The organism is Paenibacillus sp. FSL H8-0260 (assembly GCF_045040625.1).
Lineage (GTDB): Bacteria > Bacillota > Bacilli > Paenibacillales > Paenibacillaceae > Paenibacillus_AQ > Paenibacillus_AQ odorifer.
Map to the genome: position 1 here is coordinate 633,839 of NZ_CP150298.1, position 26,716 is coordinate 660,554.

General features: G+C 45.5%; 28 protein-coding genes and 2 riboswitches. Of the genes, 21 read left to right on the forward strand and 7 right to left on the reverse strand.

Annotation, left to right across the window (positions count from 1 at the left end; all coding sequences use genetic code 11):
• Positions 1 to 665: 665 nt before the first annotated feature.
• From MHI51_RS02795 to MHI51_RS02820, 6 genes are all read left to right on the forward strand, one after another.
• Positions 666 to 1,394 carry a hypothetical protein gene (locus tag MHI51_RS02795; RefSeq protein WP_076124484.1) on the forward strand — a complete coding sequence of 243 codons (729 nt, stop codon included), beginning with the start codon at positions 666 to 668 and terminating at the stop codon, positions 1,392 to 1,394.
• 61 nt (positions 1,395 to 1,455) lie between these two features.
• On the forward strand, positions 1,456 to 1,851 hold the full coding sequence (locus MHI51_RS02800) for a GntR family transcriptional regulator (RefSeq protein ID WP_076124482.1): 396 nt from the start codon (positions 1,456 to 1,458) through the stop codon (positions 1,849 to 1,851).
• Between the two features lie 18 nt (positions 1,852 to 1,869).
• Entirely contained in the window at positions 1,870 to 2,799 is a 930-nt protein-coding gene (locus MHI51_RS02805) for an ATP-binding cassette domain-containing protein (protein WP_076124480.1), read from the forward strand.
• 4 nt (positions 2,800 to 2,803) lie between these two features.
• Positions 2,804 to 3,706, forward strand: a complete 903-nt coding sequence (locus MHI51_RS02810; protein WP_076218889.1) for an ABC transporter ATP-binding protein — start codon at positions 2,804 to 2,806, stop codon at positions 3,704 to 3,706.
• A complete protein-coding gene (locus MHI51_RS02815) occupies positions 3,699 to 4,979 on the forward strand; it encodes an ABC transporter permease (protein ID WP_076124479.1) in 1,281 nt (426 codons plus the stop codon). Before MHI51_RS02810 ends, MHI51_RS02815 begins: the two co-directional genes overlap by 8 nt.
• 31 nt (positions 4,980 to 5,010) lie before the next feature.
• Positions 5,011 to 5,202, forward strand: coding sequence for a hypothetical protein (locus MHI51_RS02820; RefSeq protein WP_139332130.1), 192 nt, complete (start codon positions 5,011 to 5,013; stop codon positions 5,200 to 5,202).
• A 459-nt stretch (positions 5,203 to 5,661) separates the two neighbouring features.
• On the opposite strand, the gene MHI51_RS02825 is transcribed toward MHI51_RS02820, so the two are convergent.
• From MHI51_RS02825 to MHI51_RS02835, 3 genes are read right to left on the reverse strand one after another with little or no spacing between them, the layout of a single operon-like run.
• Complete coding sequence (locus MHI51_RS02825) at positions 5,662 to 6,114, reverse strand: hypothetical protein (protein ID WP_076124475.1); 453 nt, start codon at positions 6,112 to 6,114, stop codon at positions 5,662 to 5,664.
• Positions 6,115 to 6,154: 40 nt separating this feature from the next.
• Positions 6,155 to 6,676: a hypothetical protein gene (locus MHI51_RS02830; RefSeq protein ID WP_051490930.1), complete on the reverse strand. Its 522-nt coding sequence runs from the start codon at positions 6,674 to 6,676 to the stop codon at positions 6,155 to 6,157.
• Between the two features lie 14 nt (positions 6,677 to 6,690).
• Positions 6,691 to 7,245: a hypothetical protein gene (locus tag MHI51_RS02835; protein ID WP_076218887.1), complete on the reverse strand. Its 555-nt coding sequence runs from the start codon at positions 7,243 to 7,245 to the stop codon at positions 6,691 to 6,693.
• A gap of 68 nt (positions 7,246 to 7,313) precedes the next feature.
• A riboswitch (cyclic di-AMP (ydaO/yuaA leader) is annotated at positions 7,314 to 7,478 on the reverse strand.
• A gap of 419 nt (positions 7,479 to 7,897) precedes the next feature.
• Positions 7,898 to 8,087: riboswitch (cyclic di-AMP (ydaO/yuaA leader) on the forward strand.
• A 251-nt stretch (positions 8,088 to 8,338) separates the two neighbouring features.
• Here MHI51_RS02835 and MHI51_RS02840 point away from each other — a divergent pair.
• The 6 genes from MHI51_RS02840 to MHI51_RS02865 all read left to right on the forward strand — a co-directional run bounded on the left by MHI51_RS02840 (position 8,339) and on the right by MHI51_RS02865 (position 15,791).
• Positions 8,339 to 8,755, forward strand: a complete 417-nt coding sequence (locus MHI51_RS02840; RefSeq protein ID WP_076124472.1) for a hypothetical protein — start codon at positions 8,339 to 8,341, stop codon at positions 8,753 to 8,755.
• A 126-nt stretch (positions 8,756 to 8,881) separates the two neighbouring features.
• A complete protein-coding gene (kdpF, locus tag MHI51_RS02845; RefSeq protein WP_076116927.1) occupies positions 8,882 to 8,959 on the forward strand; it encodes a K(+)-transporting ATPase subunit F in 78 nt (25 codons plus the stop codon).
• Between the two features lie 12 nt (positions 8,960 to 8,971).
• Complete coding sequence (kdpA, locus tag MHI51_RS02850) at positions 8,972 to 10,648, forward strand: potassium-transporting ATPase subunit KdpA (RefSeq protein WP_076141854.1); 1,677 nt, start codon at positions 8,972 to 8,974, stop codon at positions 10,646 to 10,648.
• Between the two features lie 16 nt (positions 10,649 to 10,664).
• Positions 10,665 to 12,698, forward strand: coding sequence for a potassium-transporting ATPase subunit KdpB (gene kdpB / locus MHI51_RS02855; protein WP_341001036.1), 2,034 nt, complete (start codon positions 10,665 to 10,667; stop codon positions 12,696 to 12,698).
• A gap of 76 nt (positions 12,699 to 12,774) precedes the next feature.
• Positions 12,775 to 13,362, forward strand: a complete 588-nt coding sequence (gene kdpC, locus MHI51_RS02860; protein ID WP_405174034.1) for a potassium-transporting ATPase subunit KdpC — start codon at positions 12,775 to 12,777, stop codon at positions 13,360 to 13,362.
• 104 nt (positions 13,363 to 13,466) lie between these two features.
• Positions 13,467 to 15,791, forward strand: a complete 2,325-nt coding sequence (locus MHI51_RS02865; protein WP_076185175.1) for a histidine kinase — start codon at positions 13,467 to 13,469, stop codon at positions 15,789 to 15,791.
• A 99-nt stretch (positions 15,792 to 15,890) separates the two neighbouring features.
• On the opposite strand, the gene MHI51_RS02870 is transcribed toward MHI51_RS02865, so the two are convergent.
• Together MHI51_RS02870 and ytxJ are read right to left on the reverse strand one after the other, a co-directional pair.
• Complete coding sequence (locus MHI51_RS02870; RefSeq protein WP_076124465.1) at positions 15,891 to 16,130, reverse strand: glutaredoxin family protein; 240 nt, start codon at positions 16,128 to 16,130, stop codon at positions 15,891 to 15,893.
• Positions 16,127 to 16,453 (reverse strand): bacillithiol system redox-active protein YtxJ, encoded by a 327-nt coding sequence (gene ytxJ, locus MHI51_RS02875; RefSeq protein WP_042123836.1) that lies wholly within the window; start codon positions 16,451 to 16,453, stop codon positions 16,127 to 16,129. The genes MHI51_RS02870 and ytxJ overlap by 4 nt, the downstream gene beginning before the upstream one ends.
• Positions 16,454 to 16,681: 228 nt before the next feature.
• On the opposite strand from ytxJ, the gene MHI51_RS02880 reads away from it, so the two are divergent.
• From MHI51_RS02880 to MHI51_RS02910, 7 genes are all read left to right on the forward strand, one after another.
• Positions 16,682 to 17,404, forward strand: a complete 723-nt coding sequence (locus tag MHI51_RS02880; RefSeq protein WP_341001040.1) for an SDR family NAD(P)-dependent oxidoreductase — start codon at positions 16,682 to 16,684, stop codon at positions 17,402 to 17,404.
• Positions 17,405 to 17,453: 49 nt separating this feature from the next.
• Positions 17,454 to 18,089 carry a ThuA domain-containing protein gene (locus tag MHI51_RS02885; RefSeq protein WP_405173561.1) on the forward strand — a complete coding sequence of 212 codons (636 nt, stop codon included), beginning with the start codon at positions 17,454 to 17,456 and terminating at the stop codon, positions 18,087 to 18,089.
• Between the two features lie 145 nt (positions 18,090 to 18,234).
• A complete protein-coding gene (locus MHI51_RS02890) occupies positions 18,235 to 18,627 on the forward strand; it encodes a MerR family transcriptional regulator (RefSeq protein ID WP_076185170.1) in 393 nt (130 codons plus the stop codon).
• A gap of 37 nt (positions 18,628 to 18,664) precedes the next feature.
• Complete coding sequence (locus MHI51_RS02895) at positions 18,665 to 18,991, forward strand: co-chaperone YbbN (protein ID WP_076124458.1); 327 nt, start codon at positions 18,665 to 18,667, stop codon at positions 18,989 to 18,991.
• A gap of 111 nt (positions 18,992 to 19,102) precedes the next feature.
• Positions 19,103 to 20,851, forward strand: coding sequence for a spore germination protein (locus MHI51_RS02900; RefSeq protein ID WP_341001044.1), 1,749 nt, complete (start codon positions 19,103 to 19,105; stop codon positions 20,849 to 20,851).
• A 27-nt stretch (positions 20,852 to 20,878) separates the two neighbouring features.
• Positions 20,879 to 21,970, forward strand: a complete 1,092-nt coding sequence (locus MHI51_RS02905; RefSeq protein WP_341001047.1) for a GerAB/ArcD/ProY family transporter — start codon at positions 20,879 to 20,881, stop codon at positions 21,968 to 21,970.
• Positions 21,967 to 23,178 (forward strand): Ger(x)C family spore germination protein, encoded by a 1,212-nt coding sequence (locus MHI51_RS02910; protein ID WP_076310501.1) that lies wholly within the window; start codon positions 21,967 to 21,969, stop codon positions 23,176 to 23,178. Before MHI51_RS02905 ends, MHI51_RS02910 begins: the two co-directional genes overlap by 4 nt.
• 28 nt (positions 23,179 to 23,206) lie before the next feature.
• Here the strand turns inward: MHI51_RS02910 and MHI51_RS02915 are convergent, their stop codons facing one another.
• A complete protein-coding gene (locus MHI51_RS02915) occupies positions 23,207 to 24,094 on the reverse strand; it encodes a CHAD domain-containing protein (protein ID WP_405173562.1) in 888 nt (295 codons plus the stop codon).
• Positions 24,095 to 24,333: 239 nt separating this feature from the next.
• On the opposite strand from MHI51_RS02915, the gene MHI51_RS02920 reads away from it, so the two are divergent.
• On the forward strand, positions 24,334 to 25,227 hold the full coding sequence (locus MHI51_RS02920; RefSeq protein ID WP_081391852.1) for a lipoyl protein ligase domain-containing protein: 894 nt from the start codon (positions 24,334 to 24,336) through the stop codon (positions 25,225 to 25,227).
• 102 nt (positions 25,228 to 25,329) lie between these two features.
• On the opposite strand, the gene MHI51_RS02925 is transcribed toward MHI51_RS02920, so the two are convergent.
• A complete protein-coding gene (locus MHI51_RS02925) occupies positions 25,330 to 26,115 on the reverse strand; it encodes a carbon-nitrogen family hydrolase (protein WP_341004231.1) in 786 nt (261 codons plus the stop codon).
• Positions 26,116 to 26,273: 158 nt separating this feature from the next.
• On the opposite strand from MHI51_RS02925, the gene MHI51_RS02930 reads away from it, so the two are divergent.
• On the forward strand, positions 26,274 to 26,702 hold the full coding sequence (locus tag MHI51_RS02930) for a MarR family winged helix-turn-helix transcriptional regulator (RefSeq protein ID WP_076304354.1): 429 nt from the start codon (positions 26,274 to 26,276) through the stop codon (positions 26,700 to 26,702).
• Positions 26,703 to 26,716: the final 14 nt, after the last annotated feature.

Here is a 26,716-nt window from a genome sequence, read left to right on the forward strand (position 1 = left end):
CTAATGTTAATCCGTCCGGCAGTCGCCCATATCCCATACCTGAAACTGCACTAGCAGCCGAACTAGCATTCCACACCTGAAACCTGAACCAGTCAGCAGCCGAATCAGCACCCCGCCCCCGAAACCGCACCATCCGCAATACCCGCATCACACAATCGGAACTGCACCATCCGCCGCTCACGCATCACACAATCGGAACTGCACCATCCGCCGCGCACGCATCATACCCCCGAACCAGCACCACAGCCGCACCAGCATACTAACCCGAACCAGTATCCGCTCCGGCACTCGCCTCCATAACGCACTTCACACCAACGCGTTACATAGAAGCAAGAGTGAGCTCTTACTACTTCATTTCCAGAATGAATTATCTAATAAACTCAATTATCCCAGTTATATTCGCCCCGTAGCATTCTGCCTCAATTCCCCCTCGTTGTAGATAATCCTAACAAATAAGCTTTACCTAACGTCTGAGAGTGTCTTCATAAGCTTGAAGTATGAGGTTGCTTAAACCTCCTATTTCTTTTGAATAATTTCCAGTTACAGGATTGACAATGTAAAATTAAGGTCATATACTGTGTATATAGATATATACAGTAAGCACAGGGATATGAACACCTGCTTCTGCTAGACGCTGAAGACATTGTAAAGCGAGGTTAGCATTAATGAGAACATTAAAAGATTCATGGTTTATGTTGCGCTCTGATTTTCGCGGAGACAAATTAAAAATATTAGGGACCCTCGTAATAACAGTTGTTTTTATGAGTTATCTTGGTGGACTGACTAGCCTGATAGCAAATGATGTACTAGGTGAGCAGGATCGGACGATGCTAGCGGATTTCTTATTTCTCTCCTTTATCCCCTTATTGGGATTAACATTCTCTCGCCGCTCCATGAAATATTGGAGTGAAGATTCTTACACAAAAATGTTGGTTTACTTACGAACTTTACCGATTCCAGCTGCAGTAATATTATCGCGGAGGAAACTTCAGGGTGTGGGCTCCTTTACTCTAAATGGTACGTTATTCTTCGTTATTATTTACTTGTTAGGAGAGAATTTCCGGGCAGAGCTGGCGGTTCCTTCGTACATAGCTTTTGCGATTACTTGGCTTGGCTTCGGATTCATGGTCTCAGGTCTATATATTTTTATTGAATATCTTTTTAGCGGCAAAGCTTATCTATGGCTAACATTGCTTATCGTAGTTTTATCGTGGGCAACATCGTTCTTAGTTACACTGGGCGGAGGCAGTTTGTTCTTATACAGTATCTCCTATTCGAAGGAGTGGGGGCTGTTATCTCCGATCATGTGGGGGTCACTACTGCTGGGAACAATATCTGTGCAGTTATTCTCTAAATGGACTATACATCGGCTGAAAAGTCGCAATCTCATATAAAAAATCGGAAATGGCAAGGACTGCGCTCTAGCACGCTAGAGTGGAAGGCGAGGTGTAAATAATGTGGATACCGGTACAAATCAACGAAAATAGTGCAGAGCCCCTCTATCATCAAATAGAGACTCAGCTTAGATCATTAATCATTAGCGGAGTCATTACAGAAGGTACGCTGCTGCCCTCGATTCGTGAGTTCGCAGGAGATCTGAAATGCAGTGTAATTACAGTGCGGCGCGTATATCAGGATCTGGAGAACGAAGGTTTGCTGCGAACGCGACAAGGAACAGGTACCTTTGTATCCCATGTAGGTGACGGAGCCATGGAAGAATATAAACGTGAAACGGTTGGCAAAGCACTTGAAAGTGCAGTGGATATCGCCCGATCGGTACATTGCAGCAAGGATGAACTTGAACAGATTTTTATGGAGATTGTAGAACGCAAGTATAGAGAAAAGGATTGAGAGGGGGCGCTTACTCATATGGTACAGATGGCTATAGAATTGCGGAATGTACTTAAACGGCGGAGAAACAAGACGATAGGGCCACTGACCCTGAATCTGCCTAAAGGATATATTACAGCTTTGGTAGGTCAGAATGGATCCGGCAAAAGCACGCTGCTGAATCTGCTGATGCAGCTGACTAATCCAGAGGAAGGCGAGATATATTGGTTCGAGAACAGGTATGATAGCGGGTTGTCTCTGGAGCTTCGCCAGACCATTGCCTATGTTCCTGAAACGTCAATTACTGAGGAGAACCACTGGAATGCAGAGGAGGCAGCACGATTTCGGAAGTATTGGTATCCAAATTGGGACGATCAGTATTTTCACGAGCTGATGGATCGCTTTGAGGTTCCGTATCATATGAGACTTTCGAAGATGTCTAAAGGGGAGCGCCGGAAATTCGAAATTGCTGCAGCACTTGCGGCACGGCCAAGTCTGCTGCTATTGGATGAACCTTCATCGGGTCTTGATCCTTTTGCCTGGAAGATTATGATCGAGACACTTCGTAAATATATGGATGAGCACAACGCAACGATTATCATCTCCACACACATTGTGGATGAGGTGCGACGGCTGGCGGATTATATCGTCCTTATGCATCGGGGAGAACTGCTGGGTATGGCTGAAAAAGACAGTCTGTTCGGTGCTTGGACCGAGGTTTGGGTGAATGCTGCGGATGAAGAGGAGCTTGCGGAGTTATCGGCTGAGTTGCCAGGAGGCTTGCACTTTACCATGGATACACCGGGTGTAGCTTCTTTTATCATAGAACAATTTTCTGAAAACGAGAAACGCATTCATGACTTGGGCGTAAAGGTTATCAAGAGCCGCAGTTTGGAACTGGACGAAATATTAAGTTTATGGACACAGGGTCATCGTCCTATTCTAATTGACCACAAGAGAGGGGACTAGAGAAATGGAAGCCTTAAAGCTGGAAAGTGTAGTTAAGCAATATGGAGAAAAAACCGCAGTAAACGGAATTAACCTAACCGTAGGTAAAGGGGAAATTTACGGATTACTGGGGGCGAACGGCGCGGGGAAAACAACCACGATGCGTATGGTGCTCGGCCTAATCTACCCTGATGAGGGCAAGATTTTGTATAACGGAAAACCTTTCAACAGTGAACTGCAGCAACTTATGGGTTATCTGCCCGAAGAACGTGGACTATATCCTAAGGTGAAGATCAGCGATCAAATCGTTTACTTGGCCCGCCTGCGTGGGATGTCAGCTAGTGATGCAGATAAGAGCTTGCGCTATTGGCTGGATCGATTCGAGGTTCCGGATTATTACAATAAAAAAATAGAAGAGCTTTCCAAAGGAAATCAGCAAAAAATGGGCTTTATCGCCGCTGTCGTTCATAAGCCGCAGATTCTGATTCTAGATGAAGCTTTCAGCGGGCTGGACCCAGTAAACGTGGAGCTGCTGAAAGATACGGTCAAAGAATTACGTGATTCGGGAACAAGTATCCTCTTCTCTACGCACCGGATGGAGCATGTGGAAGAGCTATGCCGTAACATTACGATTCTCGATCGATCCAATACGGTCGTTCAAGGGGATATCCGCACGATCAAGAATGGCTACCCGCGGGAAGAAGTATTGCTGCGTACAGCTAATGAGGTAAAAGGTTTGGAGTCCATCGCAGGTGTTACAGCAGTTAAACAGCTGGAGCGTGGGTATCTGTTATCGATCAGTGAGATCGGTGCAGCACAGCGTATTTTACAGCAGGCGATAGCACAGGGTGAAGTGGAGCATTTTGAAATCAAGGAACCTACGTTAAACCAAATCTTTATCAGAGCGGTGGGTGAATCTAATGAATAAGATGGGGACAATTATCGGCTTTACCTTTAAAAATAAAGTTAGAACGAAATCATTTATGATTACTACTTTGATTCTAGTATTATTGCTCAGCATAGGGATGAATCTTCCCTATATCATCGATCAGTTTAAGGGTGATTCGGCCAAAAGTGAAGTTACTCAAATTGCTGTGATTGCTGAAGAGGGAAATCAGGTTGCAGAATTGTTGAAGGCTTATACTGCGCCAGAGGGCATGCCACAGGCTAAGATAGTACAATATGCTTCTGCGGAGGATGCCGAGTTAAAGAAAGCATTAGATGAAGAGACCGTAGAAGGTTATGTTACTTTTGCGGAACCTACTGGTGAAGGGCTTCCACCCGTTACTTATCATAGTAATGATGGGGAACTAAACGGAGATGTGCAAGTTTATCTCCAAAATGCACTTCAGCAAGCAAACACACAATTCATCGTTGGCGACAAGCTGACCTCTGAACAGATTGCTGCAATGTCAACGCCTGTGCAGATTACTACACAACAGCTTAACGCAGGCGGTGGCAGTGAAAGCTCTCAGGAGGACACTCCAGCCATTAACTACATTATCGTATATGCCATGCTTATGTTGTTCTTTATGTCCATTATGATGACAGGCAACATGATTGCCGCAGAGATAACTTCTGAGAAAAGCTCGCGGATTATGGAGATTCTGATTACAAGTGCCTCACCTTTAGCGCAAATGTTCGGTAAAGTTATCGGTGTTTTCCTAGTAGGAATATTGCAAATTGGGATCTTTGTCGCAGCGATCGTCGTCAATTTGACGCTCCCGCATAATGCGACTGTATTGGCTGATTTTGATCTCGATTTAGGCCAGCTCAATATTAACTTGCTGCTCTATGGATTTGTCTTGTACGTATTAGGTTACTTCCTCTATGCCTTGATGTATGCGGCTGTAGGTTCGATTGTCAGCCGTACGGAGGATCTCGGTCAGGCGGTAATGCCAATCATGATGTTAGGCTTCGTAGCGTTCTATGTTCCACTGTTCAGTATCTCCAATGCAGATACTCTAGTGGTTAAGATAGCGAGTTATGTGCCCTTCACCTCACCATTGACGATGCTGCTCCGAATTGGTGTCGGCGAGGTGGCGATCTGGCAAGTCATTGTATCGCTGCTGATCCTGCTTGTGACTACCTTCATCTTCGGATGGCTGGCAGCCAAGATCTATCGTACCGGCGTACTGATGTACGGCAAACGCCCAAGTATTAAAGAAATTAGAAAAGCAATGAAAGCTTACAAGATCTAAGATGACCTCATATAACTTTTAAGGAGTGCTAATGATGTCTACAAGCGAACAATATACCATTATGCTTTTAATGAGTTCGGTATCGCTGGCTACGGTTAGTAGAATGCTTCCGGATGGCTCCACTTTTATGGATTTTGTTCAAGGTCTATTGACTGGTGTTGCTATAGTGGGGATGTTGGCGGGATTGTGGATGTACGGTAAGGCGCGTAAGAGTAAAGCGTAATAGTAAGCACTGAGTTTTCGGGGGTATCCTAACAGCCGTTTATGGTTGCTGGGATATCCCCGTTTTTGAGTTGGCAATCTCTTTGTATACGAGCTGATATAGCTAACGGACCCAGCAGCACTTAAATGCAGCAATCATCGAGATTTGGCAAGATATCGGACACTATAGTCGCTATTGGCATGAAAAAGGGTGAATCAGTAGCTCTTTTAACCAAATAGTTGCACTGGAGTCCGATACTATGCTCAAAAGGCGATAAACGTGCAAATAACGTCATCTGGGTCCGTAAGCCTTGGTGGAAGATGATTAGGGCTTGCTTTAAGACGATCCGAGACGTTCACTGCTCGGGATTTCTACTGGAGTCCGAACGCCGGCTATATTTGTGGAAAAGCTTCAATTAAAGGCTCCTGAGTCCGTTAGATGCTTCATGCGCTTAAAGATTGTCTGAATTCTTGTCAGTGACTAAATTATAGAAAGATTTGCGCTCGTTAGTATATCCGTTTGGGTGGTCATCTGCTCCCGTAGAGCTCTAAGCTGTGTTTTCAGTGCGGGAACACTTTTTTGCAGAATAATGCTTATTTGAGAAAGAGGCAGCTTTAGGCCGTACCACATGACCTTCACAAGCTGTTCCTCCCAAGGTAATGCCTTAGCCGATAGAAGGGAGCGCCGGGCAAAAGAATCAGCACACTGGTGAATACAAGTGCGGTAAGCGTGGATAGAGAATAACTGAGGATCAAAATCATCCTGACGATATATTTTATGAAGCTCTGTGAAGGTGCGGATAGTAATCTTGTCTGCCTCATTAGATTGTTCTAACAACATGGAACTAAGTACGTAGACTTCATTAGTATACTTTTGAACACACTCTGCAAATTTAGTACTGTAGGTGGACTCGGGAGGTAAGGGGTCAGGCATGGTGAACACGATCCTTTCAGATTGAGAGATTTGCTTGAATCTATAATATAGAAAAGTAAGAGATGGATTTATTGATAAGATCGGCGGTGTCTGGTTCCGGGCAACTGTGTTTCTGCTGGGAGGCAGTGGATAAAGCTTTTGAAGGCTTGTAGTAGAGCCGTTCACTTCTGGAATTGCTCCCCCCTGCTGCAACACTGTACAGACGCCCTTGCTGAATATGCCCTGCCAAGGATTTACCCTGGAGCTTGGCCTTTAAATCCTGCAAAGCACCCTGAACTAGCTCAAGCTTAACCTGTTCCCAATCTGAACCTTCGCGGCGGACCTTATCCAGCGCTTCTTCAAGACGGCAATGACAGATGGCCCGTAAAAAAGAACTCCATTTAATGAGATCGAAATTTTTGGTGTTGGCAGAGATCAGACAAGCCCCCCAACTGCAGCCTCCCTTACAGGTGAGCTTCAGAATACCATAACGGCAGCCTTCAGCCCCTTCCATTCCATAGTGAATAGGCTCGGGTTCATCCAATACAAATACTTCAATGCGGGATAGTCTGCGCTGGTCCATAGTAGGGTTCCTCCTTAGATTTCCAAAAGCTTTAAGTCTACATGATGAGTGACACTAGCCCTTTCTACACAAGCGAGCATTTCCATTTTATTCTCACAGACTGCGGTATGCTCTAGCCATAGTCGGAACTTCTCTTTTCGTATAACAGATAGATGTAAGGGAAAGGTGCTGCGGGATCTCAAGACATACCAACCGGCGCTTACATCTTTCCAAGGCTCCTTGAAGGCTGTAAACCACGGGAGCTTTTGGTGCGATGACCAATCCTGCTGCTGCTGTTGTTCTCGAATTTTTTTATATATCTCATATACAATCTTAGAGTCTAAACAGTCTTTACAAGAAGAAGGTGTGCTGAACTGGCGAAGGGCTTGGATCTGGTTCTGGCCAAATGCATAGCCTACAATGTACCTGTGATTATGTTCTTCGAACCACAAGGCCCCGAAACAAACGTAATTTAGACTTATCGGCTCAAGCAGCCCTTGATGTATCCCTAAATAATAGTGCTTCAAAACATTCACTCCATCCAGCGTGCTATCACCTAATAAGCTCAGGTAACGCAAAAACCGCAGCAAGAGGAGGACCTCTGCTGCGGTTTTGGATTACAGGCAGATATACCTGGGCCAAAGCGTGGCGGATCAAGGGTCTCTCTCTTTACGCTTACGAGGTTAGCTGTCGGATTCGGACGGTGAGAGTCGCCCTACCTATTGAGACTTATGCAGTCTCCTTTGGATTCACCCCAAGTAGGCCAGGTGGCCTGATGGTTCCCCCGTTCCCTGCGAATGCAGGAACTCAGCGTTGATTGTTTTTCATGAATTAGATTCAACCCGAATCATACTCTTTTCAAGATTTTCTGTAAAAAACGGAAAATGTTCTTTTAGAGCAATTTTAACCATATCCTGCCGACTACGACTGAAAAACGAGGTAAATAGGTATTTATGGCGTGTTATCGCGCCTCTTTCTCGCTCAGCCTCAGCTTCTTGCGTTTCTACCTATAATGGGAATTTGCAGTATTTTCGCTCTAAAAAGGTGAATAAAATCACATGGGTTATAGATAGCGATTAAACGCTCCAAACTCGAGTAAACAAGAGATATAGAGAGATTAGATATCAAGTAAGCGCTATCTAATGGGAAAATAGTTTTTAATTTGCATTATTTTGGCATCATTCAGGTTTTACAAGTCTTCGTGCATAAGAGTATGATTACTCCTGTTTCAACGACAATCGAATATTTGATCCGCTTAATTTCCGGTAAGGAAAGCGGGGGAACCAACAATCGGCAGCCGATGTGAGAGTCGGAAGCAGATTATGGGGTGAATCCTGTAGAGGGTGTGAGTGAGCTCGCATCTATACAGGTAGGGCGACTCTCACCGCCCGAATCCGACAGCTAACCTCGTAAGCGTATGGAGAGAGGATGAGTGCAATGTGACCGCTAGCGAGCCACAGAGGAGATCCTTTGTGGCTTTTTGCTGTGCTCTTAGAAGCAAAGCATTTATGGAGGCCTCCCCTAAGAGGTCGCTAAATTCATCATTAGCGGTATTTGTAAGGCAGCGTCTAATGACGTGACACAACCGAGCTTTAGGTTGTGCCCGAAAATGACGATAGGTCAACATCCTTTCGGAGATTTTCGTTGCCTCCTTGTTGTAAATGAGCAGGAGGAGAAAAAAAGATGACGGATCAGAATGAATATGTGCTTGTATGTGCGCCTACAAAGGCGGGAGAACATTTCATTAAACTTCTGAAGTTCAGGGGTATTAAGATGGCGGGATTAACCAACAATGTGGCTGAGAAAGCTTTACTTGAGGAGCTCGGGATTGAGCAGGTTATTCTAGTGGATACCCGCCATCAGAGCACTTGGTTTCGCCCATCGTTCCCGGTAGGCAGGGTATATCTGTTTGAGAGCAGCTTTCCGCTTTGCTGCCGCTATATTCAGATGTGCCGTACCTGGACGACACAGCCGATTTTTGTGATTACAAGTTCAATAAATCCTAGATTGGTCTATAAAAGACTTGGTGCGAGCTATGTAATCTATTCCCATAGTGGTGATGCTGATTTTCTAATCGATAGATCACCTCATCAAGGATAATGGAAGGAGTGCGGAAGATATGATGGATCTGTATATGGTGGCTTCGTTAGCTGTAATTTACGGGTTATTTTATGGCTTTATGCGCTGGTGCGCAGGTGTAGTTGAGGATACGGGGAGGGATAAGCTGTGATTCTAGTAATCGCTGTTACCCTACTGTTGTTTTTATATCTGGTTTACGCGTTGATTCATCCTGAGAAATTTTAAGGAGGGGCATTCATGGGCATTTTGCAAATAGTCGTCGTAATTGTAATTCTCATCTTGCTGGTCAAGCCGATGGGAACGTATTTATATCATGTATTTTCTAACGAACCGAATCGTACGGATCGCTGGTTTGCAGGCACAGAGAAAGGTATTTATAAGCTGATCGGCCTGAAAAAACGGGACGGAATGTCCTGGAAGAAGTATGCACTCAGCTTTGTTTTAACTAATATCGTACTGGTTGCTTTCAGTTATATTTTTCTGAGATTACAGCGGGGATTGCCGCTGAACCCGAATGGAATTGCCGATATGGAACAGACGCTTTCATTCAATACGGTGATCAGCTTTATGACCAATACGAACCTGCAGCATTATAGCGGGGAGACGGGACTATCGTATTTTTCACAAATGGCAGTCATCACGATGATGATGTTCACGTCTGCAGCGAGCGGATTTTCTGTTGCGGTTGCTTTTGTCAGAGGGATTACAGGACAGAAATCAGTCGGGAACTTTTTCGAGGACTTCGTAAAAGCACATATTCGTGTATTCATTCCATTAGCTCTGCTAGTTTCATTGGTGCTGGTAGGATTGCATGTGCCACAAACGCTCAAGCCATCGCTTGAGGTCACTACACTCGAAGGGCAGACACAACAAATCGCTATCGGTCCAGTCGCTTCTTTGGAATCAATTAAACACTTAGGTACGAATGGTGGCGGCTTCTTCGGAGCCAATTCAGCGCATCCTTTCGAGAACCCTAATCCACTTACGAACGTGCTGGAGATTCTCTCTATGTGGATGCTGCCAGCCTCTCTGCCATATATGTACGGATTGTTCGCTAAGAACAAACGTCAGGGCTGGGTGATTTTCACAGCAATGATGACCTTGTTCGTACTACTGCTGGGATTGAATTATTATGCGGAAACCAAAGGCAATCCAGCTATCAATGCGCTGGGGATCGAGTCTTCGCAAGGCAGCATGGAAGGTAAAGAGGTACGTTTTGGTATCCCGCAATCTTCGTTGTTCACTTCGGTAACAACGGCAGCTACGACAGGTAGTGTTAACAATATGCATGATACGCTGACACCGCTGGGTGGCATTACCCCTCTGGCCCTAATGATGCTCAACAATGTCTTCGGGGGAAAAGGTGTCGGACTAATCAATATGCTGATGTATGCCATCATGGGTGTCTTCTTATGTGGACTAATGGTTGGCAGAACACCAGAGTTTCTCGGGCGAAAGATAGAAGCCAAGGAGATGAAGCTAATTGCGATTGCTATCCTTGTGCATCCGTTCATTATCCTTGTACCAACAGCAGGTGCGTTCTTAACGGACTTGGGCAACGGTTCCATCACGAATCCCGGATTCCATGGACTTAGCCAAGTGTTATATGAATATGTCTCTTCTGCCGCGAACAATGGTTCAGGATTTGAAGGGCTTGCGGACAACACCACCTTTTGGAATGTTACAACCGGGATCGTAATGCTGCTTGGCCGTTATGTCTCTATAATCGCGATGCTGGCAGTTGCAGGCTCACTGATCCAGAAGAAGCCAGTTCCTGAGACGATTGGCACATTCCGCACAGACAATGGTCTGTTCACCGGAATTCTGATTGGTACCGTAGTAATTATCGGTGCGCTGACGTTTCTGCCGGTCATTGTGCTCGGCCCGATTGCAGAATATTTGACCTTACGGTAGGAAGAGGGAGAACAAGATGAGTACTGTAAAAAGAAAAAAGCTGCTGACGGGACCCATACTCCTAAGCGCTATAAAGGATAGCTTTATTAAGCTTAACCCGGTGACGTTAATCAAAAATCCGGTCATGTTCGTAGTCGAAATCGGTACGATTATTGTATTGCTTATGGTACTGGCCCCCGGATATTTTAATGCAGAGAAATCGGTAGGCTTCAATATCACAGTGTTGTTCATTCTGCTATTCACAGTGCTGTTTGCCAACTTCGCTGAAGCGCTGGCTGAAGGCCGCGGGAAAGCCCAGGCGGATTCACTCAAGAAAACGAAACAGGATATCACAGCTAACAAACTCGTTGGAGGGTCTGTGAAGACCGTTTCTTCTTCCGAGCTTCGTAAAGGAGATATTGTCATCGTCAGTCAGGGAGAACTTATCCCTGGCGATGGTGAAGTAATTGAAGGGCTGGCCTCCGTAGATGAATCTGCAATAACAGGTGAATCTGCACCTGTTATTAAGGAAGCCGGCGGAGATTTTGGCTCAGTCACAGGCGGCACCCGGGTAGTCAGTGATGAGATTAAAGTCAAAATTACCAGTGACCCCGGTGAGTCATTCCTGGATCGGATGATCTCCCTCGTTGAAGGGGCGAAACGTCAAAAGACACCCAATGAAATTGCACTAAATACACTCTTGATCAGTCTGACGTTGATTTTCCTGATTGTAGTAGTGACCTTGCGGCCAATTGCGACTTATCTGGGCGTTGATCTAGATATTCCTGTTATGATCGCCTTGCTGGTCTGTCTGATCCCGACCACAATCGGGGGTCTGCTCTCCGCTATCGGGATAGCAGGGATGGACCGCGTCACACAGTTTAATGTCCTTGCTATGTCAGGGAAGGCCGTTGAAGCTGCCGGCGACATTAATACAATGATTCTAGATAAGACCGGTACGATTACTTTCGGAAACCGGATGGCGAGTGATTTTGTGCCAGTTGGAGATGAAACGGAAGCTGAGCTTACGGCTTGGGCAGCTATTAGTTCGCTAAAGGATGAGACTCCGGAAGGACGTTCTGTTATTGAGCTGGCTAAGAAGCTGGAACGCAGCTATGACAGCAAACTTGCTGAAGGCGGAGAGTTCGTAGAGTTTAAGGCTGAGACCCGGATGAGTGGTATAGATCTGCGTGATGGACGATCTGTTCGTAAAGGGGCAGTCGATTCCGTGAAGAAATGGGTACAGTCGAAGGGCGGAGTCATTCCCGCGAACCTCGACAGTAATTCCGATGCTATCGCTCGGATGGGGGGGACCCCGCTTGCTGTTGCGGTAGACAACCGGATTTATGGACTTATTTACTTAAAGGATACAGTTAAGCCAGGCATGAAAGAGCGGTTTGATGAGCTGCGAAAAATGGGAATCAAGACTATCATGTGTACAGGGGACAATCCGCTGACCGCAGCTACTATTGCCCGTGAAGCAGGGGTAGATGATTTTATTGCAGAGAGTACACCTGAGGATAAAATAGCGGTTATCCGCCGTGAGCAGAACGAAGGCAAGCTGGTGGCAATGACTGGTGATGGTACGAATGACGCACCTGCCCTTGCCCAAGCTGATGTGGGCTTAGCGATGAACAGTGGGACTACAGCCGCTAAGGAAGCAGCAAACATGGTTGATCTGGACTCCGATCCCTCGAAGATCATTGAGGTTGTAGCTATTGGTAAACAGCTACTGATGACGCGGGGCGCGTTGACAACGTTCAGTATTGCGAATGATATCGCTAAATACTTCGCAATTATTCCGGCAATGTTCATGCTCGCCATTCCTGAAATGGAAGCCCTGAATGTCATGGGATTGGGTTCACCTAGCTCGGCAATTATATCTGCATTAATATTTAATGCGATTATTATTCCGCTGCTGATCCCATTGGCTATGAAAGGTGTCTCGTATAAAGCGATGAGTTCTACGAAGCTGCTGGGACGTAATATTTTTATCTATGGTTTAGGTGGAGTAGTCGTTCCTTTTGCGGGCATCAAGCTTATTGATTTGCTCGTAAGTGTATGGATTTAACAACGGATTGACTAATCATTGAAAGGGTGAGAGCATCGTGAATAACAGAAAATCGATTGCGGACGCTGAAGAACAGTTGTCATCATCGAAGGGTGCTAATTTCTTTATTATATTACGGCTATGTCTAGTGTTTATTGTTCTTTGCGGAGTGATTTATCCTCTGACTACTACAGCGATTGCTCAAGTTCTGATGCCATCGCAAGCGAACGGCAGTCAGCTGAAGAATGACGCTGGAGTAGTTGTGGGCTCAGAACTCATCGGGCAAAGCTTTACGGACCCGGCATTATTCCATGGCCGTGTATCCAGCATTGATTATAAAGCGGAAGCCTCAGGCTCCAATAACTACGGCCCATCCAACCCGGATATGCTGCAGCGGACGAAGGATTCCATCACACAGTGGCAGCCTGATAATCCGGATGTGCCTGTAAACAAGCTGCCGGTTGATTTAGTAACCAACTCGGGTTCAGGTCTTGATCCGCATATCACTCCTGCGTCGGCAATTGTGCAGATTCCCCGGATCAGTAATTTGACTGGGATTCCAGCCGCGCAGCTGGAAGAGTTAGTGAATAAGCAGACCGAAGGTCGCGATCTAGGGCTGTTTGGTGAAAAGCGGGTAAATGTTCTTAAGCTGAACATGGAGCTGCAGAAATTAACGAACAAATAAATATAGCTAATATCCCTGCCCGATTGTTCAAACTGGGTCAGGGATATCTTGCTTTCTGGCATAGAAGAGTGAATGGATGAACGGGTTATTAAGGAGTGGTCTTGATGGGAACATATCGGAGGAAGACGCCGGAGGAACTGCTGCTCTCTATTTATGAGCTGCATCGTGGACGTCTGAAGATCTATATAGGTCCGGTCAGTGGATCAGGCAAGACCTATCAGATGCTGCGTGAGGGTCAGGCGCTGAAAGCACAGGGCATCGATGTTGTAATCTGTGCGGTTTCAACCAACCAAAGTCCAGAAACAAGGGATCAGCTGGGTGACTTGGAACGGATTCCAAGTATTCATTGGTTTCAGAAGGAGATCGAGAAGAAGGATCTGGACGTGGAGGCCATTGTGGCGCGTAATCCAGAGGTTGTACTGACCGATGGATTGGCTCATCATAATCGCGAGGGTGCGGAGAGATCAACTAGGCTGGAGGATATCAAATATTTATTGGGCTGTGGAATTAGTGTCATCACAACTGTAAACGTATACGAGCTGGAGGGCGCAGCAGATCTTGCGCGGAAGTGGACGGGGATTGAGGTGGAATATTCCTTGCCTGCGGAAGTGCTCACCCTTGCAGATGATATCGTTCTAATTGATGTGACTCCGGAAAAGATACTTCAACGTTTGTCCGAAGGACATTTGGGCAAGAAGCAGCGGACTTCGCTTTTTAACAAAGGGAATCTAAGCAAGCTGCGGGAGCTGGCGCTGAGAATGGTTGCGGAGGATGTTAATGGTTCGCTGGAGAAGCATCGGGAGGAGCAAGGATTGCTGGGGGCTTCGGGGATTGCCGAAAAAGTGTTGGTGTCCGCACAGTATTATTGGAATGGCTCGATTCATATCCGCCGTGGGCAGCAAATCGCTAAACGGTTAAACGGAGATCTGGCGGTGGTATCCTTCTGGAAGCAGGGCCTGACGCCCTCTAAGGAAGCAGCAACCTTCAAGCGATCCCTATGGAAGCTGACTGAGAAGATTGGGGCCTCGATGGAGGAGATTTCTTTTCGCTCGAAGAGGGAGATTCCGGGACTTCTAGTGAAATACGCCATCCAGCATAATATTACCCGTATCGTTATGGGTCACTCTAAGCAAACGGCGTGGCAGGAGCTGTGGAAGGGTTCGATTGCTAACTCATTGTTAAAGCAAATCCGCGGAGTAGATGTGTTTTTCGTGGCTGATCGTGCTGAGCGTGAGGGAGAACGTGTTCTTCCTACCCGGCAGAGCCGAAATGAGCGGAAAGCTGATGCCTATCACAGATTAAGCACTCAGGAAGTAAAGGATAAAATCGATGCGATTCGTGGGGGCACATTTAAAGTGTACATTGGTGCTGCTCCCGGGGTGGGCAAGACTTATAAGATGCTGCGAGAAGGAAATGATCTCTTAAAGAGAGGGATCGATGTTGTTATTGGACTACTAGAAACGCATGGACGTAAAGAAACCCTTGAACAGATCGGTGATCTGGAGATCCTTCCGCGACTGAGCATTGACTATCGGGGGACTGTCCTTGAGGAAATGGATACGGCAGCTATTATTAAGCGTAATCCGGAGGTCGTACTGGTAGATGAACTGGCACATACCAATATGCCGGGCAGCAAGCATAAGAAGCGGTATATGGATGTTATGGAGTTATTGGATGCGGGGATCTCTGTAATCTCCACAGTGAATGTTCAGCATTTAGAAAGCTTGAATGATGCAGTAGAACAAATTACCGGAGTTAGAGTTAGAGAGACTTTCCCGGACAGCATTCTGCAACGGGCCGACGAAGTTGAACTTATCGATGTATCCCCCAAAACACTGCAAGAGCGGATGAAGGATGGAAAAATATATGCGATGACCAAAGTGGATCAGGCGCTGGGTGCTTTTTTCAAAATCGGCAATCTAATCGCCCTCCGTGAACTGGCGCTGCGGGAAATTGCTGATGATGTGGATGAACGTCTGGAGGCCTGGGAACGTGTCGGGTCGCTGCGGGGACCTTGGCGGCGGCAGGAAGTGATCTATGTGTGCATCACCTTAGGAGATCATGCGGAACGTCTGATTCGGCGCGGTTTTCGGATTGCCTATCGTCTAAAAGCTTGCTGGTATGTTACGTACGTACAGGAATATAAGCAGAGCGGGCCTTCTTACGATAAACGAATTAATGATTTGAAAGAATTGACGGAACGACTGGGTGGAACGTTTAAGATGATTCCTAACGTGCTCCCGGCACGAGTGTCTTCCTTGCTGCTTGAAAGGTCTCAAGCCTTACAGAGCACACAGATTATTATCGGCCAGTCCCAACGCTCATGGGTGCGCAAATGGCTACGCGGGGATGTCACTAAACAGATTTTGCGTTCGGCCAGAAATGTAGATGTACTGGTCGTGGCAAATCTTATGCGTGAGGAACCCTAAGCTTTAGAACAATGAAAAAAAGGGATTCCTTGCCGAGTGGCTGCTGGAATCCCCTTTTTTGTAAGCATATATCAAGTGCTAAATAATTAAACGAATGAATTACTGAGCAGCTTCGAGAAGTGCTTTCAGCTCGGGAAGATTGAATCCTTTGGTGGCGTGATCCCCTGCTACAGTAACAGGAACACCCATGAAACCAAGCTTTTCGACTTCCTCTTGATAGACGGTGCTAGTCATAACATCTCTTACTTCAAAAGGGATACCTTGCTCCGTAAGATATTGTTTGACCAGATTACAGTCGCTGCAGCCTGCTGTTGAATAAACAATCACTTGCTGGCTCATTGGTTCACAGCCTCTTTGATAGCATCTCTTGTGATCTTCCAGTGGGAAGTGTTCCAGCGGACCTCATTATCCTCAAGCAGGAAGAGCTGTGGAGATTCATGCTTAATCCCGAAATCCTCGGCAATTTGATTGGAAACTGGACGATCCTCGATGACTAGAACTACTGCTGCTGCAGTATCCGCATCCTTTAGATAAGCCTGGAATTCTTCATTAGCTTTGGCGCTAATCGGGCAGGTAGTGCTGTGTTTGAACAGCAGCTTCTTGCCAGGTTTAGCCACATACTGCTCAAGATCTTCCAATGTATGAAGTTGTTGAATAGACATAGATATCACCCTCCTGGGATCGTTATTTTACTAACCATTGTGTTGTTAACAACCTGTAATCATGATTGTAACATATATTAAATTTAAAACAAAAAGGATTCTGGAGCAGCTAATCCAAGGATGGCTAAACCCTCATTTTAGCGCGTTGAAAAAAAGAGGACGGCATGCTAAGGTGAAAGGAAGACAACTTGCTTCAATAATCCTTACTAGGTAGGAGTGTTGATAAGAATGAACAGAGTCGCATGTGTGACTGGAGCTGATCGGGGTCTCGGATTGTCTCTTGTGCACTCTCTTTTAGAGAAACAGTTCTCAGTATTTGCTGGACAATACATGAGAGATACAGATGAATTGAAAGCGCTTAAAGAGGAGTATCCGGAACAGCTGGAACTTATTCCACTCGATATTGGTAGTAAGGACAGTGTAAAGCAGGCAGCAAGGGCTATCGCCAGCAGAACTGTGCATGTTGATATTCTTATTAATAATGCCGGAATTATTCATTCCGCAGATGATGCTACGATGCTGGTGGATATGGATGATGAGGGCATGGCGGAGATTTATAATGTGAATACACTAGGCGCGTTGAGAGTCAGCAATGCACTTATGGGACTTTTATTGCAAAGTAAGGATAAATTGATTGTTAATATTTCTTCGGAAGCGGGCAGCATTGGCAGAAATAAACGTATTAACATGTACGGCTACTGCATGTCTAAGGCGGCTCTCAATATGCAATCCTCCCTGATGCACAATCATCTAAAGACGCTTGGGGGTCAAGTGATGGTGTTTCACCCCGGCTGGATGAAGACTTATATGCATGGCGAAAAAAATGAGCAAGCCGATATTTCACCCGATGTGTCTGCAGACCAGATTATAAGTCAGGTTATGGAGTATAAAAAGTATCTAGGGGATGAGCCGGCCTATCTTGACGTGGATGGAAATACATGGCCTTGGTAGATGGGCTTCCCGTAATCAAAAAAACTACACGAAGAAAGGCGATGATAGGATGTCTACACTAAAAGCACTGGCACTCGGAAGTTATTCGGAGGTTAAATATCACCCATTTGCGGGAGTAGACCGGGAGATTGAGCAGATCCTTGCCAATGACCTGCAGGTATTCTCCTCGGAGGATTATGGGCTGCTTAATAAAGAAACATTATCTGACTACAAGCTGGTGATCTCTTATACCGAATTCTCCGATGATAAAATACCGGCGGAACAAAGCAGCGCATTGCTCTCCTATGTGGCTAACGGTGGTGGATTACTAGTGGTACATAACGGAATCTCCTTACAGCGTAATCAGGAGCTAGGCGCTATGCTGGGAGCGCATTTCACTCATCATCCAGAATTCACTTCGCTCCAGATGTCCATACCGGCACGGGAGCATCCCATTATGCAGGGGATCGAAGAATTTGTGATCGATGATGAGCCTTATTATTTTGAGCAGCATCCCTATTTCGAAACAACTGTGCTTATGGAATATCCTCATGATGGGGCAATGAGACAGGCGGCTTGGTGCCATGATTTTGGTCTAGGCCGGGTTGTTTATTTAATGCCTGGTCATCATTTGCCGTCATTTTCCGTAGAGCCCTTTCGCCAGATGATTCTTAGAGGTGGACTTTGGGCGGCAGGATTATTATAGGATATAAGCGGATATACCTGTTGTAAAATAAAACACGAGTCCAACTGCGGGTTAGCCGCGGTTGGATTTTTTTTGTTGACTCTAACATTGGTGTCAGGGTTTATACTGGTGTAGAACAATTCTCATGAACCCCGGGGAGAATGCTATGAAAATAGGTGAGCTTGCTAAACTGACGGGCGTAAGCGTCCGTTCACTTCGTTACTATGAGAGTCAAGGATTAATCTCGCCGATCCGTCAGGCCAACGGATATCGGGAGTATTCTTCACTTGCTGTAGAGACGGTAGAAACGATTAAACTATATTTGAACCTGGGTCTGTCGACAGAGCAGATCGCGGGCTTTCTACATTGTGTCTTGAAGAACAAAGAAGCTTTCTGCGCAGAAGTGATGCCACTATACCGCAGTAAATTGGAAGATATTGAACGTCAGCTTGTAGAGCTGAATCAGATCAAGAGAAATTTGGAAGAACGAATGGCATCTATTCTGCAGGAGCAGGATGAGAGCAAGTTGGGAACGTGTCCACTGGAGAACTTGGAATAGTACTGCTGGTGTTGAAAAATATGAGGAGGAATGGCAAATGTCTATTATAAATGCCGATAGTGCGGATTGGGTGCGGTCAGAAATACGTGGTGGAGGAACGGTACTGGTGGATTATGGTGCGCCATGGTGCCCCCCTTGTAAGGTGCTGCTGCCTGTTCTGGAAGATCTTCACCAGGAATACGGAGACGATGTTTCTATTGTTAAGGTGAATTGTGATGAACTGCCGGATTTGGCTGGAGAAGCGGGTGTTATGGGGATGCCTACAGTCATTGTATATAAAGAGGGGCAGCCTGTGGAAAAGCTGGTCGGTCTGCGTCCGAAAGCAGCCTACCAAGGCATACTGAACAAGGTTCTTCAAGCATAAGGCGATAATTTTAAAGATGAAATTAGGGAGACTCCATATTGTGGGGTCTTTTTTGCGTGCATGATTTACCCATCTTCGGTAAAAAATACGAACACAGTTATAAAGGAGGTGATGAGGGTGTGGAATATTATTCTAGAGATAATTCCTAAATGGAGTGTGATTTTCCAAGCTATTATGATCTTTTTCGTTCCGTTTATTCTAATCCGGATGATGAGTTGGGCTAATGTAAAGGAAGATACGATAAGTACTAGAGCAAAAAAAGCTGCCGGCAGCATAGGCGGGGGTGTTCCTTACGGAGAAGCCTCTCTAGGTTCTAGCAATACGAAAAAGGTTGCTAAGGCGGACGATTCTGTTGGAATCAGTGAAGAATCTTCTACAGGAGCAAGCTATAGCGGTCAATTTCGGGAGGATTTGCAAAGATTTAAAGAGATGAGCACAGATATGCATGATGTGAGTTTTCGGGAGTTACGTATCGGAGGTATAAAGCTGCAAGCGGCCCTTATATTTGTAGATGGACTGACAGATAAAGATAAAATGGATCGGAATATTCTGAAGCCTTTAATGAATGCCTATAAGGTTTTTAAGGATCCCCATACGATACCGGAAGCAAAGGATCTAAAAGATATTCTCATTCATGAGATCGTGCTTATTTCGGAAGTTGAGTTTACAGATGATGTGAAGCTCTCCCTTCAAAAGGTGTTGTTCGGCTCTGTAGTGCTGTTAGTAGAAGGGATACCGGAGGCTATTGTGCTCAGCACCCCGAAGGGGAACACAAGAGGGATAGAAGAGCCTGAATCAGAAGCTGTCTTGCGGGGATCTCGAAGCGGATTTAATGAGACGTTAAGTGATAACACGGCATTACTGCGCCGACACGGGCAGAGCACAGAGCTAGCCATGATTTCTTTTACTGTAGGCAAGAGGATGAAGAAGGATCTGGTTCTAACTTATATCAAGGACATCGCGAATGATGAACTGGTCGAAGAAGTCAAAAGAAGAATCAGGACGATTGATATAGATGATGTGCAAGAATCTGGTTATGTGGAGCAATTAATCGAAGATAATAGCTTCACGCCATTCCAGCAGATTCAGAATACGGAAAGACCTGACCGCGTAATGGCAGCGTTATTGGAAGGGAGAGTAGCTATCCTGCTGGATGGCACACCCTTTGCCTTGATCATGCCCGTGTCCTTCGGGATGCTGTTGCAATCCCCAGAGGATTATTACGATCGGTGGATGGTGGGGTCGTTGGTGCGCTTACTGCGTTTTCTCGCCGCATTGATATCAATGTTTGCACCGGCACTATATATTTCCTTCCTCTCGTTCCAGCCAGGATTAATTCCGACTAAGCTGGCCATATCAATTATCAGCTCCCGCCAAGGTGTACCTTTTACAGTATTAATCGAAGCCTTAATCATGGAGACCTCGATTGAAATATTACGGGAGGCTGGACTCCGGCTACCTAAACCTATCGGTCCTGCAATGGGGATTGTAGGCGGTCTGATCATCGGCCAAGCCGCGGTAGAAGCAGGAATCGTGAGTCCTATTCTAGTTATCGTTGTTTCAGTTACAGCGATTTCCTCTTTCACCATCCCTATGTATAGTGCAGGAATGACGCTGCGTATGCTCCGTTTTGTAGCCATGTTTTTTGCAGCAGTCTTTGGATTATATGGAGTGGTGTTATTCTTTCTTTTCATCAGTGCCCATTTAATCAAGCTAAAAAGCTTTGGCATGCCTTATCTTGGCATGTTTATCCCGTATAAGATTAAGGATTGGAAAGATTTTATATTCCGTATGCCGCTGCAATTTCTAACAGGCCGCCCTACGCTGTTGAAGCCGAAGGACCCCCGACGCAAAGGGTGAGAGATCGAAGTAAAGGAGGAAGCGAATATGAGTACCGAGGTGAAGGACCGAATTACTGCTGTTCAAGCGACGATCATATTAGCCAATTATACTATTGCGGCAGGGATACTTACACTTCCTCGGACGATTGTAGAGGCGAGTGAAACTCCAGACGTGTGGATCTCCGTTTTTTTAGGGGGAGTAATTACCTTTTTAACGGGTTTAATTATAGTGAAACTTAGCCAACGGTTTCCAGGTCAAACTATTTTTCAATTTAGCGGGAAAATCATTGGCAAGCCACTTGGAGTGATGCTCTCTATATTAGTGATTGTTTATTTTCTGTGTATAGCCAGTTTTGAAGCACGTTCCGTACAGGAAGTGACCTCTTTTTTTCTGCTGGAGGGAACCCCTCCTTGGGCTATTGTTGCTGTGTTTATTTGGATAGCCTTCTATTTATGCAGAGGAGGACTTAATGCTATCACTAGCATGTGTAGGTTGATTGTTCCGATTACTTGGACAGTTTTTGTTGGAGTATGCTTGCTTAGTATTGAAGTTTTCGATATCGATAATTTGCGGCCTTTCCTTGGAGATGGTTTAGGACCGGTATGGAAGGGCATCAGGCCAACCATTCTGACTTTTACTGCTGGTGAAGCGATGCTGTTCGTTGTTGCTTTTATGGATAAGCCACAAAAAGCAGTAAAGGTAATTATTGCTGGATCATGTATATCAACGTTCTTTTATCTTTTAGCTGTTGTAATGACTATTGGTGCGTTTTCTATAGATGGAGTGGTCACAAGAACTTGGCCATTTCTTGATCTAGTGAGAAGCTTTGAGGTGAATTATCTTATTTTTGAGAGGTTTGAATCGCTGCTGCTGGTAATCTGGATTATGCAAATTTTCTGCACCTTCTGCATCACTATTTATGCTGCTGCTTTGGGAGTTTCTCAAATATTTAATAAACGATTTAATAGCTGCTTATTGGCTATACTTCCAGTAGCCTATCTAGTTTCCAGAATGCCACCAAATGTGAATGCTCTATTTGCATTAGGGACAGTCGTAGGTAATTGGATGATCGTTTTATTTGGATTAATTCCATTGCCGCTATTGATCATCGCACATTTCCGGAGGGCGGCTTCATGAAAAAATGGAGAGTGTCGATTACATTTCTTATAGTATGTATTCTGTTGACCGGTTGCTGGAGCAGTACACCTGTTGAGGAGTTAAGTATGGAGATTGGTGTTGCCCTGGACAGTGCGGAGCAGAACGAGAATGAAGAGGCTACTCAGCAAGGAGGTGGGGGGAAGCCCATGCCTAAACAAATCATGAGTACTTATCAGTTTGCGATTCCTCAAGGCTCGGGAGGGTCAGGTATGAAGTCTGGTGCGGCCTCATCCTCAACCAGAAATTACTATAACATGAGTGAAGTAAGTGATTCTATGTTTGAAGCATTACGGGCACTCTCACTGCGTACTAGACGTACTCCAATCGGACATCACCTTAAGGTCATTGTGATCGGTGAGAAGCTTGCACGCTCCACCAAGTTTTCTGAATTAATTGATTTCTTTAGCAGGGATAACGATATCCGTCCCAGTGTTCTACTATATGTCAGCAAGGGAAAAGCCAGAGATGTATTGGAAAATGCGCTGCCCGGCCAAACCCCTTCATTTGTATTAGAGGGGATTTTTGTGAATAGAAGTCGGAGCACGAGGATATGGGAGCCGGTTTCAATAGCTAAAGTGGCGGGTCCTTTGCATGGTAAAAGAAGTTTCATGTTGCAGAATGTGATTTCTTTAGAAAAAGAGAAGGAGACAAAGCTGGATGGAGCAGGCGTAATTAAAGGGAAAACGGGAAAGCTCGTTGGTTTTTTAGATGCATCGGAGCTGGAAGGTATGGTCTGGCTGACTGGAAAGGGAGAGGGGGGTGCTCTCAAAGCATACGACCCGTCTAACAATAAGCTCATTACCTATGAAATCAAATCTCTGGGTAGTAAGTATAAAGCTAATGTGAAGGATGGGAAGATCTCTTTTCATGTGAAAATAGAATCTACGGGGAGATATGGTGAGGCTTTTGCCAAGAGTGCAAAGAAGTTACATGACGGCATTGTAAAGGAGGATAAAGCAGTGCTGGAGAAGCATGTCTTAGACATGCTTCAGGTCACTGTGAAAAAAATGCAGAAGGAGCTGCATACAGAGGTTGCAGGTTTCGGCAACGCTTTGCGTATTCAACATCCAGCCGTATGGCGGAGCGTAGAGGATAACTGGGATGAAACCTTTAGTGAGATTCCGATTACCTATGAAGTGAAACTGAATATTGAAGAGTATGGTGCATCAGATACAACGGCTGAATAGAAAGGACCATTTGCAATGTTGTATGGAGCTACTTCGTTTGTGTCTGGATAGGAATGACATCATTATGATGCAGTGCATCGAGCACTTCATCCTTTAATTGCGACGTGAAGGCATTCCATGCTTTTTTACCGATGTCCAGCTCTTCACGTCCAATAGCATTCAGTGTTTCCAGCCATAGACGTTTGTCGTTAATCAGCCCAAGTTGATCTTGAATCTCCTTATAGATCTCCTCATGCGCATGGAATTTCTGATTTATTGCAAAATCGGCTGCACTCGCGGTATAACGCAGTTCCTTAGCAGCGATTCTTAGCTGGTGCAAAGCGTCGAAGGCTTCTTTAGATTCGGCATTGTCTTCATGGAAAATAGCTTTACAGGTTTTTTTCTTCTGCTCATAAGCGATCTCAAGCTCACGCATAACAACGTTAACATTCTTTTTGGCGGCTAGGGCTTCAAGCTGCTCGCTTAGGAAGGTCTTCCACTTTTCCTCGAGGTCTTCATTAATTAGTTCAGGCAGCTCCTTAGCGAGCTTCTTGCGGTAAGTTTTGCGCTTGTCCTTTTGGTACGCAATCACTGCCTTTAACAGGTCTGCAGTTTTGGAATCTCCGTTCTCCTTCGCCTGCTTGCGCTTGTTCTTGAAAGATTCTATTAGAACATCTGCATCTCGCACTTTACCTAATCTCTTTTGCGCTTTCTTGAAAATAGGGTACAGGCCTGAAGTGTGCCGCGGATCAAGAATGGATAATAGACTTAGCAGCTTACGGCTGTTCACTCTTGCCTGGTGGATATCTTCATCAGCGAATTTATTTAATGCGTCATGGCTGTAATCCCAAAAGTTGATATAAAGGTGGTTAAGGGCTTGTTCCCATTGCTTTGTTTTGGTTAGCTGTCGTTCTTTGGTCAGCTTGTCTCCTGTCATGCAGCATCACTCCTTAACGTTTGGGATAGCATGAATTTAGGGCTTCCCCTATTATGCTCTGGGGTAAGTCCATTTACTATAAGAATAGCGTTATCATAACCTCATTTCAATTCTCTGCTCACAGCATGGAGACAGATCGGTTACAATATTACTATCATTATTTATACGGATAGGCTTGGATCTTTAGCTGGTAGAGAATAGCAGGTCTCGTGGCTCATATTCGGGAAAGAGGGGCTTTGGTGGATACTCGTGAGTATGATTCAATATTTAGTAAACTTCCTTCAGAAATGGGGCTCTTTCAACATCTGAGTGCAAGGGATGAGAGCAAAGGTACAGAAGCAGGGAGCTTAGAGGATATGCTGGTCCCATTCGCTTTTGAGGAAACCTTATGCCGGGATGTTGGAGCGGGACTTATACCTCCTAGCTTACATCTGTGGAGTCATTCTGGTGGTGTGGCACTTGGACTTCGGGACAGTAAGCTACCGTGTGCAGCTCAGGCGATGCTTACGCTTGAGGCGCAAGGGATTAGAACAGCGGTTAGGCATTCCGGCGGGGCTGCGGTGCCTCTGGATGCAGGGATCATTAATGTTTCTCTAGTTCTGCCCAAAGGACGTGGAAAGCTGGACTTTCATGATGACTTTAAGCTCTTGGCTGCTTTGATCACGGAAGCGGTTGCTATTAGTCATCCACAGGCTGCGGCGCAAATTGAGGCTGGTGAGATTGTTGGTTCTTACTGCCCTGGTGATTTCGATCTGGCCATTGGTGGCCGGAAGTTTTGTGGTATTGCTCAGCGTAGGCAGAACAATGCCTATTTTGTACATGCATTTGTTGTAGTTTCTGGCTCGGGACAAGAACGCGGTGAACAAATTCGTAATTTCTATGCGCAAGCCTCCGGAGGAGACTCCTCACTATCATATCCACAGGTTCGTCCAGAGACGATTGCTGGACTGGGTGAACTCGGTGGACCTGAAGTGGCGAAAGTGTTTGGGGAGGGGATTATTCAGGCTTTGATTCGTCGTGGAGTCTCTCTTAGAGCATCCCGCATTTTGCAGCAAGAGACAGGATACAGCCTGGACTATGATGATCCACGTGTGCTCGATGCAACGCGGGTGCTGCGCGAGCGGTATTCCTAAGGGCTGAGCATGGGTTAGAGTCTGTTAAAAAAGGACGTAACGGAAAGCTGGATAATGCCAGCCTACGTAACGTCTTTTTTAATATTCAACAATGACGCTCTTTTAATTATACAACTCAGGACGTCTGTCCGAAAAAATCGGAATTTGTTTCCTAATCTCACGCACCTGATGTAAATCGATCTCTCCGGTTAGAATTTCTTCCTCTTCAGAAGCCTCACACACAATATCTCCCCAAGGATCAATAATCATTGAATGCCCAGCAAAGATATTGGCAGGATCGCTGCCTGCACGGTTGCAGGCTACAACAAAACATTGGTTCTCGATGGCCCGGCTGATCAACAGCGCCCGCCAGTGGGATAATCTGGGCAGTGGCCATTCAGCGCAGACGAACAGGATTTCCGCCCCTTGTGCGGTATGGGCGCGAACCCATTCCGGAAACCGGATATCATAACAGATTAGCCCTGCACATAACGTATTGTCTAATGTGAATAGTCCTTTGGCTTCTCCCGGCTGCAGATACAAATGTTCATCCATCAGCTGGAACAAATGCAGCTTGCTGTATTGTCCGACGAGCTCACCTGATCGATTAAATACATACATACGATTAGTTACACCAGTATCATTTCGGCTAGCGACAGAACCAGCGATGATATTGATGCTGTATTGTTTAGCCAAGCTGGAGATAAATGTCTTGGTAATTTCTCCTTCCGGATCGCCAATATCTTCTAAGCGAGTTAGATCATAACCAGTGGTCCATAGCTCAGGGAGAATCAGACAATCGGGGGCAGCGACAGCGGCTTCTTTTATTTTCTGGACAACAGCAGCATAATTCATAGTGGGATTGCCAAATGCTATATCCAGCTGAATCAGGGATATTCTCATAGGTATCCTCCTCTTTTGTTCAAGCGTATAGCACCGGATGAGGATAAGCAATGTTGATTTTTTAAAAATGATTTGATATATTAGTTGACGGGTCAATGATTATGCGTTAGTATAATTTTATACAAAACAATTGCATGCAATTAAATATAGAAAGGAGGTATATTTTGACGGAGTACTGTCCTGAGGAAGAACATATATTTGAACTGCTGCAGGCCTTAAACAAAGGAATCTCTCCAAAATTCGAACGTTGTGCAGGGATCAGTCCCACACGGCTTCGCCTCCTGCATGAACTGTTTCGGGTAGATGAAGTCAGCCAAATCAGTCTGCAAAAGGAAATGGATATTGATGCGGCAGCCGTCACACGTCATCTGAAGGGATTGGAAGAGAGTGGCATGATCGCTCGCCGCAATAACCCAGCCGATAACAGGGTCACATTGGTCTCATTAACCGATCAAGGTCGGGAAAGAATGGTTAAATATAGCGAAGAGAAAAGGCGGTTTATCGCTACTCTGCTAACAGGTTTTAACGATCAGGAGCGAGCAGTGCTCATTGATATGCTCAATCGTCTGCAATCTAATATCATTCTGTTGTAACTTACAAAACACAC

What these genes read in the sequence shown, in the direction of transcription:
- MHI51_RS02795 (WP_076124484.1), top strand. Translation starts at nt 666, where the DNA reads ATGAGAACATTAAAAGATTCATGGTTTATGTTGCGCTCTGATTTTCGC.
- MHI51_RS02800 (WP_076124482.1), top strand. Translation starts at nt 1,456, where the DNA reads ATGTGGATACCGGTACAAATCAACGAAAATAGTGCAGAGCCCCTCTAT.
- MHI51_RS02805 (WP_076124480.1), top strand. Translation starts at nt 1,870, where the DNA reads ATGGTACAGATGGCTATAGAATTGCGGAATGTACTTAAACGGCGGAGA.
- MHI51_RS02810 (WP_076218889.1), top strand. Translation starts at nt 2,804, where the DNA reads ATGGAAGCCTTAAAGCTGGAAAGTGTAGTTAAGCAATATGGAGAAAAA.
- MHI51_RS02815 (WP_076124479.1), top strand. Translation starts at nt 3,699, where the DNA reads ATGAATAAGATGGGGACAATTATCGGCTTTACCTTTAAAAATAAAGTT.
- MHI51_RS02820 (WP_139332130.1), top strand. Translation starts at nt 5,011, where the DNA reads ATGATGTCTACAAGCGAACAATATACCATTATGCTTTTAATGAGTTCG.
- MHI51_RS02825 (WP_076124475.1), bottom strand. Translation starts at nt 6,114, where the DNA reads ATGCCTGACCCCTTACCTCCCGAGTCCACCTACAGTACTAAATTTGCA.
- MHI51_RS02830 (WP_051490930.1), bottom strand. Translation starts at nt 6,676, where the DNA reads ATGGACCAGCGCAGACTATCCCGCATTGAAGTATTTGTATTGGATGAA.
- MHI51_RS02840 (WP_076124472.1), top strand. Translation starts at nt 8,339, where the DNA reads ATGACGGATCAGAATGAATATGTGCTTGTATGTGCGCCTACAAAGGCG.
- kdpA (WP_076141854.1), top strand. Translation starts at nt 8,972, where the DNA reads ATGGGCATTTTGCAAATAGTCGTCGTAATTGTAATTCTCATCTTGCTG.
- kdpB (WP_341001036.1), top strand. Translation starts at nt 10,665, where the DNA reads ATGAGTACTGTAAAAAGAAAAAAGCTGCTGACGGGACCCATACTCCTA.
- MHI51_RS02865 (WP_076185175.1), top strand. Translation starts at nt 13,467, where the DNA reads ATGGGAACATATCGGAGGAAGACGCCGGAGGAACTGCTGCTCTCTATT.
- MHI51_RS02870 (WP_076124465.1), bottom strand. Translation starts at nt 16,130, where the DNA reads ATGAGCCAGCAAGTGATTGTTTATTCAACAGCAGGCTGCAGCGACTGT.
- ytxJ (WP_042123836.1), bottom strand. Translation starts at nt 16,453, where the DNA reads ATGTCTATTCAACAACTTCATACATTGGAAGATCTTGAGCAGTATGTG.
- MHI51_RS02880 (WP_341001040.1), top strand. Translation starts at nt 16,682, where the DNA reads ATGAACAGAGTCGCATGTGTGACTGGAGCTGATCGGGGTCTCGGATTG.
- MHI51_RS02885 (WP_405173561.1), top strand. Translation starts at nt 17,454, where the DNA reads ATGTCTACACTAAAAGCACTGGCACTCGGAAGTTATTCGGAGGTTAAA.
- MHI51_RS02890 (WP_076185170.1), top strand. Translation starts at nt 18,235, where the DNA reads ATGAAAATAGGTGAGCTTGCTAAACTGACGGGCGTAAGCGTCCGTTCA.
- MHI51_RS02895 (WP_076124458.1), top strand. Translation starts at nt 18,665, where the DNA reads ATGTCTATTATAAATGCCGATAGTGCGGATTGGGTGCGGTCAGAAATA.
- MHI51_RS02900 (WP_341001044.1), top strand. Translation starts at nt 19,103, where the DNA reads ATGAGGGTGTGGAATATTATTCTAGAGATAATTCCTAAATGGAGTGTG.
- MHI51_RS02905 (WP_341001047.1), top strand. Translation starts at nt 20,879, where the DNA reads ATGAGTACCGAGGTGAAGGACCGAATTACTGCTGTTCAAGCGACGATC.
- MHI51_RS02910 (WP_076310501.1), top strand. Translation starts at nt 21,967, where the DNA reads ATGAAAAAATGGAGAGTGTCGATTACATTTCTTATAGTATGTATTCTG.
- MHI51_RS02915 (WP_405173562.1), bottom strand. Translation starts at nt 24,094, where the DNA reads ATGACAGGAGACAAGCTGACCAAAGAACGACAGCTAACCAAAACAAAG.